Consider the following 20,566-nt stretch of genomic DNA (forward strand, 5'->3'; position numbering starts at 1 on the left):
ACCGCCCTGCGACGGCCGCCCTGACGCGCCGGGAGGGCCCGCCTGACGTCATCGTCACCGCTCGTCCTCACCGCTCCGGCGGCCGGGCCGGCCCGGGAGTACGACTTCGTCTCCCGTCCCTTCCCACCGGCGCTGCTTCCCACAGGCCCCAGACCTCTGTGCGTGGCGGCCCGGTCCGTACAGCCGTGCGCGGGTACCGCGTTCATCCCACCGGGAACGCCGCCACGGTGCTGGACGGCACCCCGCACGCCCGGGCCGGCCGCGTCGTCCGTCGGCGTCCGGCCCGGGCGTTCGGGGTGCAGGCGCTTCGGTGGAAGCGCCGGGTGCGGTCTTCAGGACTCCTTGCCCCGGCCGGACAGCGCGTCGCGCATCCGGTCCACGAGCCCGACCCCGGGGGCGAGCAGTTTGTTCGCCGGCGGCTTGTCGGGAGCGGAGGGGTGCGGGCGGGTCGGCGCCGACTTCTTGGCCTGCCGGACCTTGTCGCCCAGGTCGTTCAGCGCCTCGGCGGAGCAGGATTCGCGCAGCCGGGGGAAGAGGTTGTTCTCCTCGTCCATGATGTGCGTCCTGATCTCCGTCATCAGCTTGCCGACCAGCATGTCGAACTGCGGGTCTTCCGCCTCGCAGCTCTCCAGGTCCTTCATGGTGCGCTCCGCGGCGGCGTGGTCCTCCAGCTCCCGGTCCGCGAGTGCGTCACCGTTCGGAACGTGCTCGCGGACCGCCGGGTAGAGGTACGCCTCCTCCGCGACCGAGTGCCGGACCAATTCCATGGTGGCCTGGTCGGCGTACATCTTCCGCCGGCTGTCGCCGGACGGGAGTTCCTCGATATTGGCGAACAGCTCCTCCACTTCCTGATGGTCGGTCATCAATTCCGCGATGACGTCTCCGCCGTGTCCCATGGTGTTGCTCCTCTGTGCGGTTTCCGTAATTTTCCGGTCTTCCGGAAGCCCGTCCGGACGACGGTGAAACTTCTCCGCCACCGCCCGGTGCATTGCCGCCCTTGAGAGCGCGGCGCACCGGTGGTGTGGCGCAGGCCACTGCCTTGCCGTGACCCGCATCATTTCCCCGGAGAAATCCGGCGGGTAGCGTTCCGGAGTCCTCTCCCTCGCGAATTCGGACGGCCCGGCAGTGCCTGCAGATCTCTCCCCGCTGATAGCGGCGACCGCTCAGTGGCTGACCCGCGCCTATCCGTCGGACGGCGGAGTAATGGACTCCGCTCTTTGCGAGGTACAGGCACGGCAGGCCGTGACGGTCGCGGCCTGGCTCCGCTACCCGACGCCGATGGACGCCGCGCTGGTCTCGGTCGCGGGGCCCGGAGGCTCTGCCCGGCTCGACTGGATCACGGGTGCGGACGGTGCCGCGGCCGATGATCCGGACGGTTACGCGTGGCGTACGTGGGTCGACGAGATCGTGGCGAGCTGGGCGGCCTGCCTGCTCAGCGCCCCGGGACTGGCCGAGGCCGCGGTGACCGCGCTCGCCGGGTCCCGGCACACGGAGGGCTCGCCCGTCGAGTTCCGGCGCCTGGTCACGCCCGACGTACGGGACCGGCGGGCCGCCGCGCTCCTGCGCCACCCCGATCTCCTCGCGCCCGTGGCCGAGCTCCACCACGGCCTGCTCCTCGACCGTCTGAAGCCGGGACCGGCGCTGACGGTCTGAGGCCCGGGCCGGCGCCACCGCCTGAAGCCCGGGCCACATGGGCCGGCCGAGGTACCTGGAACCCGGTCCGGCGAGGTCAGGATTCCTTGCTGACTTCCCTGCTGACGGCCGCGGGGGAGTCGTACTCCTTCTCCGGCAGGGCGTCGAGCGCTTTCTTGATCTCCGGGTCGGCGCCGCTCTTCTTCGCCGTTTCGACGATGTCCTTCTTGGAAGCGGGGTAGTTCACGCCGCCGAGGGACTTCTGCATTTCGATCGGGTTCACCTTCATGGGCCGATACATGCCCCCGGTCCCCGCGTGCGCATACCCGGTGCCGAAGCTGTCACCGCGATGGAGCACAGCGCGCGGTATCCGGCTAGGCCTCGCGCCGGAGAGGGCCCCAGACGCCCTCCTGCCGGGCGACTTCCGCGGCAGCCTCTTCGATCACGCGTGCGTCGATCCAGCCGACCGGCTGGACGTCCCGGACCAGCGGCTCGTTGTCCGGCCCCCGGCCCGTCTCCTCCCCGCGCAGCGCCCAGGGACGCACGCCCGGACCCTTCTCGCGCGGCAGATGCGAGTAGTCGTACAGCCGGCGGGCCACCCACACCCTCACCGGCCGGTCCCCCACCACGACTCGACACCCAGGGAGTTCGCGGACAGTCCCGGCATGGGAACACCCGTGAGGTCGTCCCGGCTCGACACCGACTTCAGGTCGATCGCCGGGCCGCGTGACCAGCGTACGTACAGCCGGTCGTTCCGCCCGACGAGATCGGTCAGGTCATCGAGCGTACGCAGAACAGGCAGCTCGTCCGCGGTATTCATGCCAGTGCTCACTCCTCGACACGTGCGCTTTTCACCCACTGAGAACCGTAGGCATTCATGTGCTCAAAGGGGTAACCGGTAATCCATGGCAGCAAGCACACGATATGCAGTTGCGGCTTCCGGACAGTGGGTGGACGAGGAGGACGGCCGTCGGCTCCCCGCCGGTGAGGTGCACGCCTGGGAGCACGGAATGAACCAGACGGTGTGCGGCCTGTCCCTCAGCCGCTCCCGGCTGGGGCGCTTCGCGCACGTCGCCTGGCCCGACATCCTCCCGGAATCCGGAGGCGCAGCGGACCGCGTCCAGCGGGTGTGCCCGCGGTGCGCGTCCGTCGCCGGGCGGCGGGGAAGCGACGCCCGCCCCAAGTGGCACCGGACCAACCCGCGGCCCTGAGGAAACCGCCGGCCGCGGCCCCTCACTGTCCGTACGTCACTCGAATGCTCTACATCACCGTGCCGCTTGCTCCTCTGGGGCTGACTCTGATCGGAGGCCTGATCGCTCAGTCCGGAGGAGATTGAAATGAACACCGCTCTCCCGCGCCGCTGGGAACACGCCGTCGTCACCGGCGGCGCGGGTTTCGTCGGCTCGCACCTGTGCACCGCGCTTCTGGACGCGGGCACCGCCGTCACCTGCGTGGACGATTTCAGTACCGGCCGGCCCGAGAACATGACCGCGCTGCTCGACCGCCCCGGATTCACGCTGGTGCAGGCCAACGTCTCGGATCCGTTCACCGTGGACCGGCCGCCCGACCTCGTACTGCACTTCGCGTCCCCGGCGTCCCCCGCCGACTACCTGCGGCTGCCCCTGCACACGATGGAGGCCGGCAGCCTCGGTACGCGCAACGCCCTGGCACTCGCCCACGGCGCCGGGGCCCGCTTCCTGCTCGCCTCCACCTCCGAGGTCTACGGCGACCCGCAGCAGCACCCGCAGAACGAGCGGTACTGGGGCAACGTGAACCCGGTCGGGCCGCGCAGCGTGTACGACGAGGCGAAGCGCTTCGGCGAGGCGCTGACCACCGCCCAGGCCGACGCCCACGGCACCGACACCGGCATCGTGCGGCTGTTCAACACCTACGGCCCCCGGATGCGCGGCTACGACGGCCGCGCCGTACCGACGTTCATCCGCCAGGCCCTGGCCGGCGAGCCCCTCACCGTCACCGGTGACGGCCTCCAGACACGCTCGCTGTGCTACGTCGACGACACCGTGCGCGGCATCCTCGCGGCGGCGGCCCACGGGATGCGCGGCCCGGTCAACATCGGCAACCCCGCCGAGCTCACCATGCTCGAACTGGCGGGGCTCGTCATCGAGCTCACCGGATCGAGTTCCGAGATCCGCTTCATCGAACGGCCGACGGACGACCCCGCCGTGCGCTGCCCCGACATCACGCTGGCCCAGGACAAGCTCGAATGGGAACCGCGCGTGAGTGCCGAAGAGGGCCTGCGGCGCACCATCGCCTGGTATCGCGCCCACACGGACAGCTGATCCGGCCGAACGCCCTCCCGGCCGCGCCCTCCGGCGCGGCCCGGCTTCGCCCCGATTCGCCGAAAGGCCTGGGACCCCATGCGCATCCTCGGAATCAACGCACTCTTCCACGACCCCGCCGCCGCCCTCGTCATCGACGGCCGGACCGTCGCCGCGGCGGAGGAGGAGCGGTTCTCCCGCCGCAAGCACGGAAAGCGGCCGGTGCCCTTCTCCGCCTGGGAACTGCCCGAGAAAGCCGCCGCCTGGTGCCTGAAGCGGGCGAACCTGCGCCCGCAGGACCTCGACGCGGTGGCGTACTCCTTCGACCCGGAGCTCGCCAGGCCCGCCGAGGAGATGGGCCTGGACGACCCCTGGGACCACCTCCGGCTGACGTACGCCCGTGAGGTCCCCGGCTTCCTCGAGACGGCCCTGCCGGGCCTGGACCCGGGCATCGTCCGCTTCGTACCGCACCACATGGCACACGCCGCTTCGAGCGCGTTCGCCGCCCCCGGCGCGGAGACCTCTTCGGTACTGGTCCTCGACGGCCGCGGGGAACGCGCCTCGCACCTGGCCGCGCGCCGGATCCGGGGACGGCTGGAGGCGCTGTGCGCGCAGGACCTGCCGCATTCGCTGGGGCTGGTCTACGAGGAGCTCACCGAGCACCTCGGGTTCCTGCGTTCCAGTGACGAGTTCAAGGTCATGGCCCTCGCCTCGCACGGCACCCCGCGCATGCTCCCCGAACTGCGCCGCCACGTGTATCCCACCGGTGACGGCGGTTTCCGCGCCGCGGCGGTGCCCTGGCACGAACTCTGCGCGCCCCGGGGCCCGGACGAGGCGTGGACCCAGGACCACGCGGACGTGGCGGCCAGCGCCCAGGCCGCCCTGGAGGAGACCCTGCTGGATCTCGCGCGCTGGCTGCACGGGCAGACGCACGACAGCGTCCTGACCCTGGCCGGCGGCGTCGCGCTCAACTGCGTCGCCAACTCCCGCATCGCCCGCGAAGGACCCTTCTCGCGCGTGTGGGTGCAGCCCGCCGCCGGTGACGCGGGCACCGCGCTGGGCAGCGCCCTGCTGCTCGCCGCGGGCGGCGGGGACGAGCCGGAGCCCATGGCCGGCGCGGACCTCGGCCGGGACTGGTCGGAGGCGGAGCTCGGAGCCTGGCTGAAGACGGCGGCCGTGCCCTTCGACCGGCCGGCGGACATCGCCGCGACCGTGGCCCGGGCCCTGGCGGACAACCAGATCGTGGCCTGGTTCCAGGGACGTTCGGAGTACGGGCCCCGGGCGCTCGGCCACCGCTCGCTGCTGGCCCACCCCGGTCACGCGGGCAATCTGGAACGGCTCAACGACGTCAAGGGCCGCGAGCAGTTCCGGCCGGTCGCGCCCATGGTGCTGGCCGACCGCGCCCCGGAGATCTTCGACGGTCCGATGCCCAGCCCGTACATGCTGTTCGTCCACGACGTCACCGAGACCTGGCGCAGCCGCATCCCGGCCGTCGTCCACGTCGACGGGACCGCCCGCATCCAGACCGTGGACCCGGTGCGCGAGCCGCTGGTCGCCCGGATGCTCGGCGAGTTCGAGCGGCTCACCGGCCTGCCCGTGGTCGTCAACACCAGCCTCAACACGGCGGGCAGGCCCATGGTGGACGACCCGCGCGACGCGCTGGAGTGCTTCGGGTCCTCGCCCGTCGACCTGCTGGCCATCGGCCCGTACGCGATCCGGCGCGGTGCTTTCTTCCACTCGTCGGACACCTACGACGACGGGGCGGCGCGATGACGCCCCACGGACAGGAGGCAGCGGCCGGGCGGGAGAGCGCGCCGCCCGAGTACGCCGTGGTGATTCCCACGCTCGGACGCCCCGGCCTGAGCGTGTGCCTGCGGGCACTGGCCGACGCGGCCGGCCCCCGGCCGGTGCGGGTGGTACTCGTCGACGACCGTCCCGAGCCCGGCGGCACGCCCCTCCCGGTCGACGTTCCGGAGGCTCTGTGGCCCGTGACCACCGTGGTGGCCGGCCACGCGCGGGGGCCGGCCGCGGCGCGCAACCGGGGCTGGCGCGAAGCCGGTCCGGTGCCGTGGGCGGTCTTCCTCGACGACGACGTCGTGCCGGGGCCCACCTGGGCCGACGACCTCGCCGCGGACCTCGCCGCGGCGACCTGCCGGACCGCCGCCGTCACCGCCCGCATCGTGGTGCCGCTCCCCGCGGGCCGCCGTCCCACCGACTGGGAACGCAACACCGCCGGTCTGGCCACCGCCCGGTGGATCACCGCCGACATGGCGTACCGCCGGGAGGCGCTCGAAGCCGTCGGCGGGTTCGACGAACGGTTCCGCCGTGCCTTCCGGGAGGACACCGACCTCGCCCTGCGGGTACTGGCGGCGGGCTGGGCGGTGACCGCCGGAAACCGCGTCACCACGCACCCGGTACGGCCGGCCGGCCGCTGGATCTCCGTACGCCTCCAGGCGGGCAACGCCGACGACGTGCTGATGACCCGGCGGCACGGCCGGGACTGGTGGAACCGGGCGGACGCGCCACGGGGGCGCCTGCCCCGCCACCTCGTGGTGACCGCGGCCGCGGCGGCGGCTCTGGCCTGCGCCGCTCTCGGACGGCGCGGAACGGCAGCGGCCTGCGCCGCCGGATGGCTGGCGGGCACCGCCGAATTCGCCCGGGCGCGGATCGCGCCGGGACCCCGGACCCGGGACGAGATCGTCTCCATGGCGCTGACCAGCGTGCTCATTCCGCCCGCCGCCACCTGGCACTGGCTGCGCGGCCAGGTCACCCACCGCCGGGTGCTGCCGCTCGGCCCGTACGAGGCCGCGGCGCCGCCCAGCGCACCGCGCGAGCCGGTCCAGGAGCGGGTGCGGCCATGACCTGCCATCCCACGGCCCGGCCCATGACGGGCCCTTCGGACCCCGCGGCCGGCCCCTGGCTGTTCGAGGGGCCGGCGGAGGGCCGCCGGGACACGCCGCCGGCACGGAAGGACGCGGGCGGCGCCCTCCCGGAGGCGGTCCTCTTCGACCGCGACGGCACGCTCGTGGCCGACGTGCCCTACAACGGCGACCCGGCGCGGGTCGAGCTCATGCCGTCGGCGCGGGAGGCCGTCGCCGCCGTACGCTCCCTCGGGATCCCGGTGGGCGTGGTCAGCAACCAGTCGGGCGTGGCACGCGGTCTGCTGACGCGACGTCAGGTCGAGGCCGTGCGGCAGCGGGTGGAGACCCTGCTCGGCCCGTTCGCGCTCTGGGCGGTCTGCCCGCACGGGCCGGACGACGGCTGCGGCTGCCGCAAACCCGCGCCCGGCCTGGTGCTGGCCGCCTGCGAACGGCTCGGGGTCCGCGCCGCCCGCACCGTCGTCATCGGGGACATCGGGGCCGATGTGGAGGCCGCTCGCGCGGCCGGCGCGCGCGGGGTGCTGGTGCCGACCCCGGTCACCCGGCCCGAGGAGACCGAGGCGTCCGCCGAGACGGCCGCCGACCTGCTCCAGGCGGTACGGCTGGCGCTGCGCGCCGACGCCGCCGACCGGACGGCGGGAGGCCCGCGATGACTTCTCCCGCTCCCCGGACGCTCGTCGTCCGCCTGGACAGCGCCGGCGACGTACTGCTGGCCGGACCCGCCGTCCGGGCCGTGGCGGCCGGCTCCTCGCACACCGCCCTGCTGTGCGGACCGCTGGGCGCCCAGGCGGCGGGGCTCCTCCCCGGTGTGGACGAGGTGCTGGTGTACGACGCCCCCTGGGTGGGGATCGAACCGGCGCCGGTGACGCGCGGGGCGACCCGTGAACTGCTGAACACCCTGTCCGCCGGCCGGTTCGACCGCGCCCTGGTGCTCGTCTCGTACCACCAGAGCCCGCTCCCGGCCGCGCTGCTGCTGAAACTCGCCGGCGTCGGCTGGACGGCGGCCGACAGCGAGGACTATCCGGGAGCCCTCCTCGACCTGCGCCACCACCGGCTGCCCCACCGCCACGAGGCCCAGGCCGCGCTCGACCTGGCCCAGGACGCCGGCTTCGCGCTGCCGCCAGGCGACGACGGAACGCTGCGCATCTCCCCTCCGCCCGACACCGCGCACCTCACCGGCCCCGGGCCGTACGTCGTACTCCACCCCGGCGCCGCGGTACCGGCCCGCGCCTGGAGCCCCGCACGGGCGGCGCGGGCCGCCGCCGCGCTCTGTGCCGAGGGGTACCGCGTCGTGGTGACCGGCGGCCGGGCGGAGAGGGACCTGACCGCGGAAGTCGCCGGACACCACGCCCTCGACCTCGGCGGGGCCACCGACCTGCACCAGCTGGCGGGAGTCCTGGCCGGGGCACGGGTCGCGGTGGTCGGCAACACCGGGCCCGCACACCTCGCCGCCGCGGTGGGGACGCCGGTCGCCTCACTGTTCGCCCCGGTGGTGCCGGCCGAACGCTGGGGCCCGTACGGCGTACCGCACGTGCTGCTCGGCGACCAGAGCGCGCCCTGCGCCGGAAGCAGGGCCCGGCGTTGCCCGTCCCCGGGACACCCCTGCCTCGACGGGATCGGCGACGCCGAGGTGATCGCCGCCGTGGCCGCGCTCGGCGACCGCACGGGGGCCGGAGCGGGGGCCGAAGCGGACCGCCCGGCCGTACCGGGCGGCGTATCCGAAACGGAACGAGGAGCGAGGGCATGAACATCCTGCTGTGGCACGTACACGGCTCCTGGACCACGGCGTTCGTCCAGGGACCCCACACCTATCTCGTTCCGGTCACACCCGGCCGCGATCCCGACGGGCTCGGCCGGGCCCGTACGTTCTCCTGGCCCGACTCGGTGCGGGAGACGACGCCCGAGGAACTGCGCGGGACGCAGGTCGACCTCGTCGTCCTCCAGCGGCCGCACGAACTCGGACTCGCCGAACGCTGGCTGGGCGGACGCCGGCCCGGCCGTGACGTGCCCGCCGTCTACCTGGAGCACAACGCGCCGGACGGCGACGTCCCGGACACCCGGCACCCGTTCGCGGACCGCGAGGACCTGACGCTCGTCCACGTCACCCACTTCAACCGGCTGTTCTGGGACAACGGCTCCACCCGCACCGAGGTGATCGAGCACGGCATCGTCGACCCGGGGCACCAGTACACCGGCTGGCTCCCGCGCGCGGCCGTCGTGGTCAACGAACCGGTCCGGCGCGGCCGCTACACCGGTACGGACCTGCTGCCCGCCCTGTCCGAGGCGGCGCCGCTGGACGTCTTCGGCATGCGCACCGAGGGGTTGGCGGAGCACCTGGGCATACCCGACGACCGGTGCCACACCGCGGACCTGCCCCAGAGCGAACTGCACGCGGCCCTGGCGGAGCGCCGGATGTACCTGCACCCGGTGCGCTGGACGTCGCTGGGCCTGTCCCTGCTGGAGGCCATGCACCTGGGCATGCCGGTGGTGGCGCTCGCCACCACCGAAGCCGTCGAGGCGGTCCCGCCCGGAGCCGGAACGCTGTCCACCCGGCCCGACGTACTGGCGCGGGCCGCCCGGCGCTACCTGGAGGAGCCGGAGGCCGCCGCGGAGGACGGCGCGCGCGGCCGCCAGGCGGCCCTCGAACGGTACGGGCTCAAGCGCTTCCTGAACGACTGGGAGCGCGTGATGACGGAGGTGCGCTCATGACATCCCTCAGCCCCATCAGCACCGGTGCCGGCAACCCCGCCGCCCTGTCGATCGCCCTCGTGTCGGAGCACGCGAGCCCGCTCGCCGCTCTGGGCGGGGTGGACGCGGGCGGGCAGAACGTCCATGTCGCGCGCCTTGCGGGCGCACTCGCCGACCGAGGTCACAGTGTCACCGTCTACACCCGGCGGGACGCGCGCGACCTGCCGGACCGGGTGCCACTGCGAGCGGGCGTCGAGGTGCACCACGTACCCGCGGGCCCGCCCGAACGGATCCCCAAGGACGAACTCCTGCCGCACATGCTGGCGTTCGGCCGCTACCTGGCCAGGGAGTGGCAGATCCGGCCGCCCGACCTCGTCCACTCGCACTTCTGGATGTCGGGACTCGCCTCGCTCCACGCGACGCGCGAACTGCGGCTGCCGCTCCTGCACACGTACCACGCGCTCGGAACGGTGAAGCGACGCCACCAGAGGCTCGCCGACACCAGCCCGCCGGCGCGGCTCGGCTGCGAGCGGGAGGTGGGCCTGGGCTGCGACCGGATCGTCGCCACCTGCCGTGACGAGGTCCTCGAACTGACCAGGATGGGAATCCCCGCCGGCAAGGTCGCCGTCGTGCCGTGCGGCGTGGACACCGACCAGTTCACCCCGTACGGACCGGCCGCCGACCGGGACGGTGCCCACCGGCACCGGCTGATCCAGGTGGGCCGCATGGTTCCCCGCAAGGGCGCCGCGGTCTCCGTCACCGCGCTGGCCGAACTGCCCGACACGGAACTCCTGGTGGTCGGCGGCCCGACGGCGGCCCGGATCGACGACGACCCCGAGGTGCGCCGGCTGCGCGACATCGCACGCGAGGCCGGAGTGGCCGACCGTGTCCGCTTCACGGGCGGCGTCCCCAGCGAGGACGTGGCGCCGCTGCTGCGGAGCGCCGACGTGGTGCTGTGCCCGGCCGACTACGAGCCGTTCGGCATCGCGCCGCTGGAGGCGATGGCCTGCGGCAGGCCGGTCGTCGCCAGCGCGGTGGGCGGACAGCTGGACACCGTCGCCGACCCGGCCACCGGACGGCTGGTGCCGCCCGGCGACCCCGGGGCCCTCGCCCGCGTCGTCGGCGAACTCCTCGCCGACCCCGCGACGCGCCGGGCGTGCGGGGAGGCCGGGCGCCGCCGTGTCCTGAGCCGTTACGGCTGGCCGCGGATCGCGGCGGCCACCGAGTCCGTGTACGGCGAGGTGCTCACCCCGCAGCCTGTCGTGACGGGAGTGATCTGACGCACCCGCACCACAGCGTTCCCGACCGCCAACCGCGCAGCACCGATGTCCGAAGGAGGTGCGGGTCCGGCCGTCGTCCCCGGACGCGGTACGCCCGACCAGCATGAACGAATCCCAGGTACTCGACGCCGCGCACCGGCACTGCCAGTCGCTGCAGGACGCGCTCGGCCGGCTCCGCCGGCAGGGCCTCGACCGGCTCGCCGCATGGGGAGGCGAGCTCGCCGCCGTACTCCCCGTCGGCGGCCGCCTGCTGGCCGCGGGCAACGGCGGCAGCGCCGCCCAGGCCCAGCACCTGACCGCGGAGCTGGTGGGCCGGTACCGCCAGGAGCGGCCCGCCTACTCGGCCATCGCCCTGCACGCGGAGACCTCCAGCGTGACCGCCATCGGCAACGACTACGGGTTCGACCAGGTGTACGCCCGGCAGGTGTCCGCCCACGGCCGCCCCGGAGACGTCCTCGTCCTCCTGTCCACCTCCGGCCGCAGCGCCAACCTCATCACGGCGGCGGTGACGGGCCGGGCGGCCGGACTGCGCGTATGGGCGCTGACGGGCCCGGGGCCCAACCCGCTGGCCGAGGCGGCCGACGAGGCGCTGTGCGTCGACGCCGCCACCACGGCGACCGTGCAGGAGGCCCACCTCGTCGCCGTGCACCTGCTGTGCGCGTGCTTCGACGCGGCGGGCGGGGCGCCGGCTCCTGCCAGGACGGGGACGGGGACCCGGCCCGTCGCGGCCCGTCGGAGGATGTCATGAGCGCGCGCAAGCCGCTGGTGGTCGTCGGAGACGTCCTGCTGGACGAGGACATCGAAGGCGTCTCCACCCGGCTGGCCCCGGACGCACCGGCCCCCGTCGTCGACGTCACCGGTGACCAGAGCCGTCCCGGCGGCGCCGGACTGGCCGCCGCGCTGGCGGCCCGGTGCGGACGCGACGTGACCCTGGTGACCGCGCTCGGCGACGACCCGGCCAGCGAAGCCGTACGCCGCGCCCTGCGGGGCCGGGTCCGGCTGGTGGAGATCCCGCTGGACGGCACCCTGCCGGTGAAGACGCGGGTACTGGCCGGCGGCCGTCCGCTGGTGCGGATCGACCGCGGCGGCGGCACGCCCGGCGAGCCGGACGAGGCGGTGCGCGAGGCGCTGGCGCAGGCCCACGCCGTGCTCGTCGCCGACTACGGACGGCACACGGCGAGCGCCGTGCGGCCGCACCTGGCGGCCGTGGCCCGCCGCACCCCCCTGGTGTGGGACCCCCACCTCAAGGGCGAGGACCCGGTGCCGGGAGCCAGGATCGTCACCCCGAACGGGGCGGAGGCCTGCGCCCTCAGCCCCGCCGGCGGCGACTCCCTGCGCGCGTACGCCCGGCGCGGAGCCGACCTGGCGGAGCGCTGGCGGGTGGCGGCCGTCGCCGTGACGCTCGGGGAACGCGGCGTCCTGCTGACCCGCCCGGGCGCCGGTACGCCGATGCTCGTCCCGGCACCGTACCGCGCCCAGGGCGACCCGTGCGGCGCGGGCGACTGCTTCGCGGCCGCGACGGCGGCGGCGCTGGCGGACGGCGCCCTGCCGGAGGAGGCCGTGCAGCGGGCCGTCGCCGAGGCCGCCGCGTTCGTGGGCGCCGGCGGTGCGGGCAACCCGGAGCTGTGGCGGACGGAGCCGGCGTCCGGCCCCGAGGGGGAGGCCCCCGAGACGGACCCGTTCGCCCTTGCCGAGGGGATCAGGGCGCGCGGCGGCACGGTGGTCGCGACCGGCGGCTGCTTCGACCTGCTGCACGCCGGCCACGTCGGACTGCTGGAGAGCGCCCGGCGTATCGGCGACTGCCTCATCGTGTGCGTCAACTCCGACGCGTCGCTCGCCCGCCGCAAGGGCCCGGGGCGCCCGCTCAACCCGGTGGCGGACCGGCTCCGCGTCCTCGCGGCGCTCGGCAGCGTCGACGCCGTCGCGGTCTTCGAGGAGGACACGCCGGCGGCGCTGCTCAGCAGACTGCGGCCCGACGTCTGGGTGAAGGGCGGCGACTACTCGGTCGAGGACCTTCCCGAGGCGGAGGTCCTGCGCGCGTGGGGCGGCCAGGCGGTCGTGCTCCCTTACCTCGTCGGCCGTTCCACCACGGAGCTGGCCCACCGGGCGGCGCAGGCCGCCGTACGGCTGCGGCCGTCGTCGCCCTGACGCTGCGCAGCCGTCCGAAGAGACGTGAACCGCGAACGAGGAGAGGCGTCCCCGGAGATGAGTGGTGAGAAGGGAAAACGGCCCGCCGCCCGCGGCCGCGGGACCGGTACGGAGCCCGGGCCGCGGGTGCTGGTGCTGCGGGCCCTCGGGCTGGGCGACCTGCTGACCGCGGTGCCCGCCCTGCGGGCGCTGCGGCGCGAACTGCCCGGACACGAACTGGTGCTGGCGGCGCCCGGGCGGCTGGCCGCCGCGGCGGGCGCGACCGGACTGGTGGACCGGTTGCTGCCCGCGTGCGCCCCCGGGCGCGCGGTACCCGCCGAGCTGGCCTGGGACGGACCGGCGCCCGACCTGGCCGTGGACCTGCACGGCAACGGCCCGCCGAGCCGTCTGCTGCTCCAGCGGCTGAACCCCGGGCGGCTCTTCGCGTACGCCCACCCCGGCATGCCCGGCATCCCCGGCCCCCAGTGGCGGGCCGACGAACACGAGCGGGACCGGTGGTGCCGGCTGGTCGGCTGGTACGGCGTCGCGGCGGACCCCGAGGACCTGCGGATCCCGCCGCCCGCGGTCCCCTCCCCGGCGCCGGGCGCGGTCGTGGTGCACCCCGGCGCGGACGCGGCGGCCCGCCGCTGGCCCGGGGAGAGGTTCGCGGCCGTGGCGGGCGCGCTGCGCCGCGCGGGCCACGAGGTCGTGGTCACCGCGGGCGCGGGGGAGGGGGCACTGGCCCGCCACGTGGCGGCGGGGGCGGGGCTGGCGCCGGACGCGGTACTGGGCGGCGCGGGCGACGTGCCGTTCGACCGGCTCGCCGCGCTCGTCGCGCACGCCCGCTGCGTGGTCGTGGGCGACACCGGGCTCGCCCATCTGGCGACGGCGCTCGGTACACCGTCGGTCGTCCTGTTCGGCCCGGTCGCCCCGCGCCTGTGGGGCCCGCCGGCCCGCGCACGGCACCGGGTGCTGTGGCATCCCGGCGCCGACGGCTCACCGCGCCCCGGCGACGCCCACGGGCACCTGCCGGACGAACGGCTGCTCCGCATCACCGTCGATGAGGTCGTCGACGCGGTACGCGCACTGCCGGATCCGGAGCCGGAGCGCGGCACGGGCGCGGACCGGCCGCTGGTCCCGGAGGGGTCGCGGTGAGCGGGCACCGGGCCCAGCCGGCGGACCACCCGCGCACCGGCGTCGTCGTGATCACCCGCAACCGGCGTACGAGCCTGCTGCGCACCCTGGACCTGCTGGCCGGGCTCCCGGAACGGCCGCCGGTCGCGGTGGTCGACAACGGCTCCACGGACGGCACCGCGGAGGCGGTGCGCGCCGAGCACCCCGGTGTACAACTGCTCACACCCGGACGCAACCTGGCCGCCGCCGGGCGTACGTACGGGGCCGCCGCCCTCGGCACGCCGTACATTGCGTTCAGCGACGACGACTCGTGGTGGGAGCCGGGCGCCCTCGACCGGGCCGCGGACGTGTTCGACGCGCATCCCCGGCTGGGCCTGCTGTCCGCCGCCACGCTCGTGGGCCGCGACGCCGGCCCCGACCCGCTGAACGAGGTGCTGCGCGGCTCACCGCTGGGGCAGGAACCCGATCTGCCCGGCCGTTCCGTACTCGGATTCCTCGCGTGCGCGGCCGTCGTGCGGCGGGCGGCGTTCCTCGAAGCGGGCGGGTTCCATCCGCTGCTGGGGGTCGGCGGCGAGGAGCAACTGCTCGCCATCGACCTGGAGGCGTGCGGCTGGGGGGTGGCGTACTGCCCCGACATCGTCGCCCGGCACGATCCGGAAGGGGAGCCCCGGCCCGGCCGGGTGGCCCGGATGCGGCGCAACACGCTGCTCACGGCGTGGCTGCGACGGCCCCTGCGGCAGGCCCTGGCGCAGTCCGCGCGCCTCGCCCTGGACAGCCGCATGGACCCGCAGGCACGGTCCGCGCTGGCCGAAGCCGCCCGGCTGCTGCCCGCGGCGCTGGCCCGCCGGGACCGGGTGCCGGCCAGGGTGGAGCGCCGCATCCGGCTCCTGGAGGCATCGCCCTGAGCGGACGAGGGGCCCGGTGCCCTGGGCGCCGGTCCTCAGGCGGCGGTGCCCAGGCGCGGCTGCGCGGCCGCCACGCCCTCCTCCGTGCGCAGGACCACGGGCTGCGCGGACCGGCGGTCGCGGAGCACGAAGCCCGCCCCCACCGCACCGGCGATGATCAGCCCACCGGCCACGAGGGCGCCCCGCGCCCCGGCCAGCTCCATCAGCAGGCCGAGCGCCGGCGGTCCCGCGAGACTCCACACGGTACGGACGGTGCCCCAGACGCCGAGGACGCGGCCCCGCATGTGGGCGGGCGGGTCGGTCTGGAGAACGGTCGTCCCGGCGGTGTCGGAAACCGACTCGACCACGGCCATGGGCAGGACGAGCACCAGCAGCACGGCGAGCGACGGCGAGAATCCCGCCACCGCCTGCAGCAGGGCGCCGGCGGCCGCGAGCGTGCCCACGAGCCGTACGGAGGGCTTGCGCAGCCGGGCCCCGAGAACCGCTCCGACGATGCCTCCGACGGCAAGCACCGTGGAGACGGTGCCGAACGCTCCGGCGCCGCCGGCCAGCGGACCCGTGACGAGCACGGCCAGGGTGAGCCCGTAGTTCCGCCCGAAGACCGCGCTGAGCCCGGTGATGCCGGCGAGCGCGACGAGCCGGGGGCGGCGCATGAAGTAGGCGATGCCCTGGCGCACGGTCATGTCGTCGTCGGCGCGGTCGGCGCGGTCGGCGCGGTCGGCGTTCCGCGTGCCGCTCCCGGCGCGCCGGACCACCTTGTGCACCGGACGGAGGAAGGGGATGACCGAGGCGACGAAGAGGAAGGACAGACCGTTGGCGGCGTACGCGGCGGCCGTGCCGAGGAAGCCCACCGTCACACCCGCCAGAGCGGCGCCGGCGAGGCGGCCCGCGTTGTGCACGAGCGAACCCACGCCGATGGCGGAGGGGACGTCCTCCGCGTGGACGAGGTCGTTGCCCAGCAGCGAACAGGCCGGTCCGTCGACGGTGGCGATGAGACCGGTGACGGCGGCCAGCGCCATCAGGACCCCGAGGCCGAGCTGATCCGTCGCCACCAGGACGGCCGTCAGGAAGGCGACGGCGCCGAGGAGCGCCTGGCTGACCGCGGCGGTCAGCTTGCGGGGCCACCGGTCGACGACGGCGCCGCCCGCGAGGCTCATGAGGAGGCCGGGCGCCGCCTGGACGGACATGGACAGCCCCGTCGCGGCTGCCGACCCGGTGATCTGGAGCACCAGCAGGTTCTGGACCGTGAGCTGCATCCAGGTACCGGCGTTGGAGACGAAGTTCGCGACGGACCACCAGCGCATGCTGCGGTACTTCAGGGACCGCCACGGCGAGTGGTCGCCGCCGGGCTTCGCGGTACGGCCGAAGCGCCGCCGGCCGGCGGGCGGCGCGGAAGCGGGGTCCGTGACCGGGGCCGTCATGACGGGCCGGGGGACGGCGGCAGGGACAAGGGCAGGGGCGGGCACGGAGCCGGCGGGAGAAGAAGACACAGTGAGGTACTCGGAGACGAGCCGGGGCTCAGGTGGAGGAACGGCGGAAGCTCGGACACCGGCTGCTCTGCGCGGCCGCTCCACCGGATCTGTCGTGTGCTGTGCCGTGCGCGGGCGGACCGGCCGCCACCTGGGGCGAGGTCCTTCCGGGGCACGGCTGGACCATGGTGGCAGACGGGGCCGGCCGCTGAGGGCGGGAGCGTTCCGCAACGGTGGCCCCCGGGGCGGGAATTCCTTGTGCCGCCAGGGATCCGGTGTCGCTGGTGTGCTTGCTCACAGGGCGTCGGGGGCAGGTGAGCGGCGTGGGCCCGCACCCCGGTGGCGTGACCGCAGCCACACACGGAGGGCGGGTACGGCGGCGTAGTCCGGCGTGCCGGGGACCTCCGTGGAGCTCACAGTGAGATACGGAGCGGTTGCCGAGCGCACACCGCGCCGTCCGGCACGACGAAGGCGCAGGGTGACGGAAAGGCGGAAGCATGGACAGCGGAGTGCGGGTCGACCTCCACGGGAAGTGGGCACTGGTGACCGGCGGGGCGCGGGGCCTGGGGGCATCGATCTCCCGGAGGCTGGCCGGGGCCGGGGCGGCCGTACTGGTGGCGGACCTGCGCAAGGACCTGGCGCGGGACCTCTGCAACGAACTGGGCGAAAGGGGAGGCGACGCGCGCTTCGTGGAGATGGACGTCCGCGACTCCGAGGCGGTCGCGGAGGTCTTCAGGGACCTGGACGGGGAAGGCCGGCCGGTGGACATCCTGGTCAACAACGCGGCCGTGGACGTCTCCAAGCCCATCGAGCACCTGACGGCCGACGAGGTGACGCGGGTCGTCACGACCAACCTGCTGGGGCCGGTGTACCTGTGCCTGGAGACCTACCGCCGCATGGTCGCGCGCGGTGGCGGCCACATCGTCAACATCCTCTCCACGGCGGCGAACCGCACCTGGACCGAGGCCGGTCCGTACGCGGCGGGCAAGTCGGGTCTGCGCGCGTTCACCCACACCCTGTTCAAGGAGGCCCAGCGGGACTGTCCGGGTATCGGCGTCACCGGGATCATCGCGGGCGGCATGGAGACGCCGTTCATCCTCGAACGGTTTCCGGACGCCGACGTCTCCATGCTGCAGAGCCCGGACATCGTGGCCGACACGGTGCTGTACGCCCTGTCGGTCCCGGCCGGCAGCGCGGTGTCCGAGCTGGTCGTCGTACCGCGCAGGGAGCCGTCCTGGCCCTGACCCGTTCTCGCCCCCGTCCCTGCCCCCGCCCGACCGTCCGCCCGGAACACGACAAGGAGCTCCATGACCAGCACCCGGAACGCACACCCGCCAGTCGCCGTCGTCACCGGCGCGGACTCCGGTATCGGGCGCGCCACGGCCGTCCGCCTCGCCGCGCAGGGGATGGACGTCGGCATCACCTTTCACAGCGACCGGGAAGGCGCCGAGGCCACGGCGGAAGAGGTGCGCGGCCACGGCCGCCGCGCGGCCGTCGCCGCCATGGACCTCACCCGGCTGCCCGACGCCGCCGATGTGATCGACCAGCTGGCCCAGGACCTGGGCCGCATCGACGTCCTGGTCAACAACGCGGGAACGGGCACGGCGACCCCGTTCCTCGAAATCGATCTCGCCACGGTCCGCCAGGTCGTCGACGTCGACCTGATCGGCCCGTTCCTGTGCGGCCAGCGCGCCGCGCGCCGCATGATCCGGCAGGGCGACGGAGGCAGGATCGTCAACGTCACCTCGGTCCACGAGACCCAGCCCCGCGTCGGCGCCGCGCCGTACTGCGCGGCCAAGGGCGGTCTCGGCCTGCTGACGCAGGTGATGGCCCTCGAACTCGCCGAGTACGGCATCACGGTCAACGCCGTCGCTCCCGGCGAGATCGCCACGCCCATGACCGGCCAGGAGGACCGGGACGTACGGACCGAGGTGCGCCGTGGCATTCCGCTGAGGCGTCCCGGTGACGCGCGGGAAGTCGCCTCCGTCATCGCCTTCCTCGCCGGCCCGGACGCGTCCTACGTCACCGGAGCGTCCTGGGCGGTCGACGGCGGAATGCTGCGCATGGGCCCCATGGCGGGCTCCCACCTCGACGACGACTCCTGGCGCCGTCCGTGAGACACCGCCCGGGTGCCCGGCCCGGCTAGATGAGCACCGCGTACACCAGGAAGAAGGCCGCGATGAGCAGCACGACCACTCCGATGGCGATCAGCGGTCCCATGGCCCAGCCACGCGGAGGATCGACGCGCGGGCCGGTCTCGGAACCGGTGCTCGCCTCACCGGGAGGGGTTTCGCCGGGAGGCACCGAGCCGCCCGGTTCGAGGCCGGTGGTCCGGTCCGGCTCGGGGTCGGGATTGTGTGGTGTGTTCATGCGGGGCGGGTGCCCGAAAAGTCACGAATTAACTATGACCGGGCTTCGCGGGTCCCCGCGCGGTTCGCCTTGCGGACGGCCTCCAGCAGATCGGGCTTGCTCATCCGCGAGCGCCCCTCGACGCCGAGCCGCTTGGCCAGGTCGTACAGATGCTGTTTCGACGCCTGCTCGTCGACCCCTTCGCCACTGCGCCCGCCCTGCTGCCGCGGACGCGCCGCCTTGGGATCGGACGGGCCCTTGCGCCGGTTCTCCTTGCGTTCCCAGTGGTCGCCGACCTTCTCGTGCGTGTGCTTGAGGGCGCTGTACGCCACCCGGTGCGCCCGCTCTCCTTCGCCGTACTGCTCCACGGCGGAGTCGTGCGCCTTGATCCAGGTGCGCTGCGCCTCCTCGGAGGACCGCTCCAGGGTCGACGGGAGTTCCTGTTCTCCCGGCACGGGACTCACCTCATCTCCGGATCGAACGAATGGTGAGGAAGAAACGGGTGCCCGCCCGCCTCCCGGGGTAACGGCAACGAGGCCCCGACGTAATGGAACCAAGGCTTCCGGTTATGCCGCTCCTGTCGGGGGCACCCGGGAACCGGGAGGGGTGTGAAGGGCACGTGAACAACCGAAGGAGACGCAACACCGAGCGGAGACGGCTGCGGGACGACGAGATCAAGAAGCGGATGCGGGGTGAGCTGAAGGGCGGTCGTTCGACCCGGGTGGAGGAGGAGCGCGAACTCCAGCCGTCCGGCGAGGACCAGCCGTACGCGGACCGCTCGCCGAACGCGGCCACCAGGGGATCGACCCCACCGGGAATGACCCCCAGGACGTGGATCTCCGCACCGAAATGGCCCGGCATCTGGGTCGCGGCCTCTATCCGGCCGACCGCGAGAAGGTGCTGCGGACGCTGCGGGAGGACAACGCGCCGGACCAGACCGTCGACGCGGCGGCTGAGCTGCCGGCCGACGGACAGTACGAGAACGCCCAGGACATCCTCCGTGCACTGGGGCGTGGTACCGGTACTGGGTGAAGAGGCATGGGAGAGCTCGATGGCTCAGCAAGTTCGCGAAATCATGACGAGCGACCCGGTCACCGTCGGTGCGCTCACCGCGGTCAGCGAGGTCGCGCACCGGATGCGCGAGGAGAACATCGGCGCCGTTCTGGTCGCCGAGGGGGACCGGTTGCGCGGGCTGGTCACGGACCGGGACCTCGTGGTGCGCGTGCTCGCCGAGGGGAAGGACCCCGGCGACACGACCGTGCAGGAGGCCTGCAGTCCCGACCTCGTCACCGTCACACCCGACGACGAAGTCGACCGCGCCATTCGGCTGATGCGGGAACATTCCCTGCGGAGGCTGCCCGTGGTCGAAGGCGACACCGCGGTGGGCATCGTCTCCCTGGGCGACCTGGCGATCGAACGTGACCCCGATTCGGCCCTCGGCGACGTGAGCGCCGCCAAGTCCAATCAGTGACCCCCGTCATCCGGCCGGGCGTGGTGGGCGGTGGCCCGAACGGGTGATGCTCCGCCCCTTCGGGATGTGGCTGACGCGACCATCCGCCCGGCGAAGGCAGAATGGGTCCGTTAACTCCAAGCCCCCTCGAAGCGGAGTTGCTGAACCAGGGCCCCCGGTCACCACCGGGGGCCCTGGTTTGTCCGCTGTCCGTGAGTGCCTGCGGTTCCGTGGGCGTCCGCGGTGCAGGTGCGCGGGGACCGGGTTCAGACGGCGGGCTCCGGGGGCGGCACCGGCCCCGGCAGCGGGCCCGGCTGAGGCTGCGGCTCCGGGGACGGGACCGGGGCCGGCGGGTCCGGCTCGGGCCGGGGCGG

The 20,566-nt window shown here is 74.3% G+C and carries 22 protein-coding genes and 1 pseudogene; 17 read left to right on the forward strand and 6 right to left on the reverse strand.

Going from position 1 to position 20,566, the window contains the following annotated elements; all coding sequences use genetic code 11:
- Positions 1-332 precede the first annotated feature (332 nt).
- Entirely contained in the window at positions 333-896 is a 564-nt protein-coding gene (locus tag BN1555_RS31845; protein WP_093802623.1) for a hemerythrin domain-containing protein, read from the reverse strand.
- Positions 897-1,125: 229 nt separating this feature from the next.
- Between BN1555_RS31845 and BN1555_RS31850 the strand changes: the two genes are divergently transcribed.
- The gene (locus BN1555_RS31850; RefSeq protein ID WP_093802624.1) at positions 1,126-1,653 is read left to right on the forward strand and encodes a hypothetical protein; all 528 of its coding nucleotides are present in this window, start codon (positions 1,126-1,128) and stop codon (positions 1,651-1,653) included.
- A 76-nt stretch (positions 1,654-1,729) separates the two neighbouring features.
- Here the strand turns inward: BN1555_RS31850 and BN1555_RS31855 are convergent, their stop codons facing one another.
- Together BN1555_RS31855 and BN1555_RS31860 are read right to left on the reverse strand one after the other, a co-directional pair.
- Positions 1,730-1,921, reverse strand: coding sequence for a DUF2795 domain-containing protein (locus tag BN1555_RS31855; protein WP_093802625.1), 192 nt, complete (start codon positions 1,919-1,921; stop codon positions 1,730-1,732).
- Between the two features lie 85 nt (positions 1,922-2,006).
- A pseudogene (locus tag BN1555_RS31860) lies at positions 2,007-2,452 on the reverse strand (DUF6098 family protein).
- 85 nt (positions 2,453-2,537) lie between these two features.
- On the opposite strand from BN1555_RS31860, the gene BN1555_RS31865 reads away from it, so the two are divergent.
- The 12 genes from BN1555_RS31865 (at position 2,538) to BN1555_RS31920 (ending at position 14,924) form a co-directional block, all read left to right on the forward strand.
- On the forward strand, positions 2,538-2,843 hold the full coding sequence (locus BN1555_RS31865; protein ID WP_093802626.1) for a hypothetical protein: 306 nt from the start codon (positions 2,538-2,540) through the stop codon (positions 2,841-2,843).
- Between the two features lie 126 nt (positions 2,844-2,969).
- Positions 2,970-3,932, forward strand: a complete 963-nt coding sequence (locus tag BN1555_RS31870; protein ID WP_093802627.1) for an NAD-dependent epimerase/dehydratase family protein — start codon at positions 2,970-2,972, stop codon at positions 3,930-3,932.
- A gap of 78 nt (positions 3,933-4,010) precedes the next feature.
- Positions 4,011-5,684, forward strand: coding sequence for a carbamoyltransferase family protein (locus tag BN1555_RS31875; protein WP_093802629.1), 1,674 nt, complete (start codon positions 4,011-4,013; stop codon positions 5,682-5,684).
- Complete coding sequence (locus tag BN1555_RS31880; protein ID WP_093802630.1) at positions 5,681-6,772, forward strand: glycosyltransferase family 2 protein; 1,092 nt, start codon at positions 5,681-5,683, stop codon at positions 6,770-6,772. The genes BN1555_RS31875 and BN1555_RS31880 overlap by 4 nt, the downstream gene beginning before the upstream one ends.
- Before the next feature lie 23 nt (positions 6,773-6,795).
- Positions 6,796-7,443, forward strand: coding sequence for a D-glycero-alpha-D-manno-heptose-1,7-bisphosphate 7-phosphatase (locus BN1555_RS31885; RefSeq protein WP_093803794.1), 648 nt, complete (start codon positions 6,796-6,798; stop codon positions 7,441-7,443).
- On the forward strand, positions 7,440-8,537 hold the full coding sequence (locus BN1555_RS31890; protein WP_093802631.1) for a glycosyltransferase family 9 protein: 1,098 nt from the start codon (positions 7,440-7,442) through the stop codon (positions 8,535-8,537). The genes BN1555_RS31885 and BN1555_RS31890 overlap by 4 nt, the downstream gene beginning before the upstream one ends.
- The gene (locus BN1555_RS31895; RefSeq protein WP_093802633.1) at positions 8,534-9,499 is read left to right on the forward strand and encodes a glycosyltransferase; all 966 of its coding nucleotides are present in this window, start codon (positions 8,534-8,536) and stop codon (positions 9,497-9,499) included. The genes BN1555_RS31890 and BN1555_RS31895 overlap by 4 nt, the downstream gene beginning before the upstream one ends.
- Positions 9,496-10,758: a glycosyltransferase gene (locus BN1555_RS31900; RefSeq protein ID WP_093802634.1), complete on the forward strand. Its 1,263-nt coding sequence runs from the start codon at positions 9,496-9,498 to the stop codon at positions 10,756-10,758. Before BN1555_RS31895 ends, BN1555_RS31900 begins: the two co-directional genes overlap by 4 nt.
- A 103-nt stretch (positions 10,759-10,861) precedes the next feature.
- Positions 10,862-11,506, forward strand: coding sequence for a D-sedoheptulose-7-phosphate isomerase (locus BN1555_RS31905; protein WP_093803796.1), 645 nt, complete (start codon positions 10,862-10,864; stop codon positions 11,504-11,506).
- On the forward strand, positions 11,503-12,906 hold the full coding sequence (rfaE2, locus tag BN1555_RS31910) for a D-glycero-beta-D-manno-heptose 1-phosphate adenylyltransferase (RefSeq protein ID WP_093802635.1): 1,404 nt from the start codon (positions 11,503-11,505) through the stop codon (positions 12,904-12,906). The genes BN1555_RS31905 and rfaE2 overlap by 4 nt, the downstream gene beginning before the upstream one ends.
- A gap of 57 nt (positions 12,907-12,963) precedes the next feature.
- Positions 12,964-14,040: a glycosyltransferase family 9 protein gene (locus tag BN1555_RS31915; RefSeq protein ID WP_093802636.1), complete on the forward strand. Its 1,077-nt coding sequence runs from the start codon at positions 12,964-12,966 to the stop codon at positions 14,038-14,040.
- On the forward strand, positions 14,037-14,924 hold the full coding sequence (locus tag BN1555_RS31920; protein WP_093802638.1) for a glycosyltransferase family 2 protein: 888 nt from the start codon (positions 14,037-14,039) through the stop codon (positions 14,922-14,924). The genes BN1555_RS31915 and BN1555_RS31920 overlap by 4 nt, the downstream gene beginning before the upstream one ends.
- A 35-nt stretch (positions 14,925-14,959) precedes the next feature.
- On the opposite strand, the gene BN1555_RS31925 is transcribed toward BN1555_RS31920, so the two are convergent.
- Positions 14,960-16,228 (reverse strand): MFS transporter, encoded by a 1,269-nt coding sequence (locus BN1555_RS31925; protein WP_255306468.1) that lies wholly within the window; start codon positions 16,226-16,228, stop codon positions 14,960-14,962.
- Positions 16,229-16,890: 662 nt separating this feature from the next.
- Between BN1555_RS31925 and BN1555_RS31930 the strand changes: the two genes are divergently transcribed.
- The gene (locus BN1555_RS31930; protein ID WP_093802641.1) at positions 16,891-17,637 is read left to right on the forward strand and encodes an SDR family oxidoreductase; all 747 of its coding nucleotides are present in this window, start codon (positions 16,891-16,893) and stop codon (positions 17,635-17,637) included.
- Between the two features lie 63 nt (positions 17,638-17,700).
- Positions 17,701-18,510, forward strand: coding sequence for an SDR family oxidoreductase (locus tag BN1555_RS31935; RefSeq protein ID WP_093802642.1), 810 nt, complete (start codon positions 17,701-17,703; stop codon positions 18,508-18,510).
- 25 nt (positions 18,511-18,535) lie between these two features.
- Here BN1555_RS31935 and BN1555_RS31940 read toward each other — a convergent pair whose 3' ends face one another.
- Positions 18,536-18,763, reverse strand: coding sequence for a DUF6480 family protein (locus BN1555_RS31940; protein WP_093802643.1), 228 nt, complete (start codon positions 18,761-18,763; stop codon positions 18,536-18,538).
- A gap of 32 nt (positions 18,764-18,795) precedes the next feature.
- On the reverse strand, positions 18,796-19,197 hold the full coding sequence (locus BN1555_RS31945) for a ChaB family protein (RefSeq protein WP_093802644.1): 402 nt from the start codon (positions 19,195-19,197) through the stop codon (positions 18,796-18,798).
- 376 nt (positions 19,198-19,573) lie between these two features.
- Here BN1555_RS31945 and BN1555_RS41720 point away from each other — a divergent pair, with 376 nt between their 5' ends.
- Positions 19,574-19,774, forward strand: a complete 201-nt coding sequence (locus tag BN1555_RS41720; protein WP_369689005.1) for a DUF2795 domain-containing protein — start codon at positions 19,574-19,576, stop codon at positions 19,772-19,774.
- 19 nt (positions 19,775-19,793) lie between these two features.
- Positions 19,794-20,213: a CBS domain-containing protein gene (locus tag BN1555_RS31955; protein ID WP_093803797.1), complete on the forward strand. Its 420-nt coding sequence runs from the start codon at positions 19,794-19,796 to the stop codon at positions 20,211-20,213.
- Positions 20,214-20,566: the final 353 nt, after the last annotated feature.

Source organism: Streptomyces sp. Wb2n-11, from assembly GCF_001049855.1.
In the GTDB taxonomy this organism is placed as follows: Bacteria; Actinomycetota; Actinomycetes; order Streptomycetales; family Streptomycetaceae; genus Streptomyces; species Streptomyces altiplanensis.

Excerpts from the sequence above, each read along its gene's own strand:
- BN1555_RS31845 (WP_093802623.1), bottom strand. The coding sequence starts at position 896 with ATGGGACACGGCGGAGACGTCATCGCGGAATTGATGACCGACCATCAG.
- BN1555_RS31855 (WP_093802625.1), bottom strand. The coding sequence starts at position 1,921 with ATGAAGGTGAACCCGATCGAAATGCAGAAGTCCCTCGGCGGCGTGAAC.
- BN1555_RS31865 (WP_093802626.1), top strand. The coding sequence starts at position 2,538 with ATGGCAGCAAGCACACGATATGCAGTTGCGGCTTCCGGACAGTGGGTG.
- BN1555_RS31870 (WP_093802627.1), top strand. The coding sequence starts at position 2,970 with ATGAACACCGCTCTCCCGCGCCGCTGGGAACACGCCGTCGTCACCGGC.
- BN1555_RS31875 (WP_093802629.1), top strand. The coding sequence starts at position 4,011 with ATGCGCATCCTCGGAATCAACGCACTCTTCCACGACCCCGCCGCCGCC.
- BN1555_RS31880 (WP_093802630.1), top strand. The coding sequence starts at position 5,681 with ATGACGCCCCACGGACAGGAGGCAGCGGCCGGGCGGGAGAGCGCGCCG.
- BN1555_RS31885 (WP_093803794.1), top strand. The coding sequence starts at position 6,796 with ATGACGGGCCCTTCGGACCCCGCGGCCGGCCCCTGGCTGTTCGAGGGG.
- BN1555_RS31890 (WP_093802631.1), top strand. The coding sequence starts at position 7,440 with ATGACTTCTCCCGCTCCCCGGACGCTCGTCGTCCGCCTGGACAGCGCC.
- BN1555_RS31895 (WP_093802633.1), top strand. The coding sequence starts at position 8,534 with ATGAACATCCTGCTGTGGCACGTACACGGCTCCTGGACCACGGCGTTC.
- BN1555_RS31900 (WP_093802634.1), top strand. The coding sequence starts at position 9,496 with ATGACATCCCTCAGCCCCATCAGCACCGGTGCCGGCAACCCCGCCGCC.
- BN1555_RS31905 (WP_093803796.1), top strand. The coding sequence starts at position 10,862 with ATGAACGAATCCCAGGTACTCGACGCCGCGCACCGGCACTGCCAGTCG.
- rfaE2 (WP_093802635.1), top strand. The coding sequence starts at position 11,503 with ATGAGCGCGCGCAAGCCGCTGGTGGTCGTCGGAGACGTCCTGCTGGAC.
- BN1555_RS31915 (WP_093802636.1), top strand. The coding sequence starts at position 12,964 with ATGAGTGGTGAGAAGGGAAAACGGCCCGCCGCCCGCGGCCGCGGGACC.
- BN1555_RS31925 (WP_255306468.1), bottom strand. The coding sequence starts at position 16,228 with ATGCGCTGGTGGTCCGTCGCGAACTTCGTCTCCAACGCCGGTACCTGG.
- BN1555_RS31930 (WP_093802641.1), top strand. The coding sequence starts at position 16,891 with ATGGACAGCGGAGTGCGGGTCGACCTCCACGGGAAGTGGGCACTGGTG.
- BN1555_RS31935 (WP_093802642.1), top strand. The coding sequence starts at position 17,701 with ATGACCAGCACCCGGAACGCACACCCGCCAGTCGCCGTCGTCACCGGC.
- BN1555_RS31940 (WP_093802643.1), bottom strand. The coding sequence starts at position 18,763 with ATGAACACACCACACAATCCCGACCCCGAGCCGGACCGGACCACCGGC.
- BN1555_RS31955 (WP_093803797.1), top strand. The coding sequence starts at position 19,794 with ATGGCTCAGCAAGTTCGCGAAATCATGACGAGCGACCCGGTCACCGTC.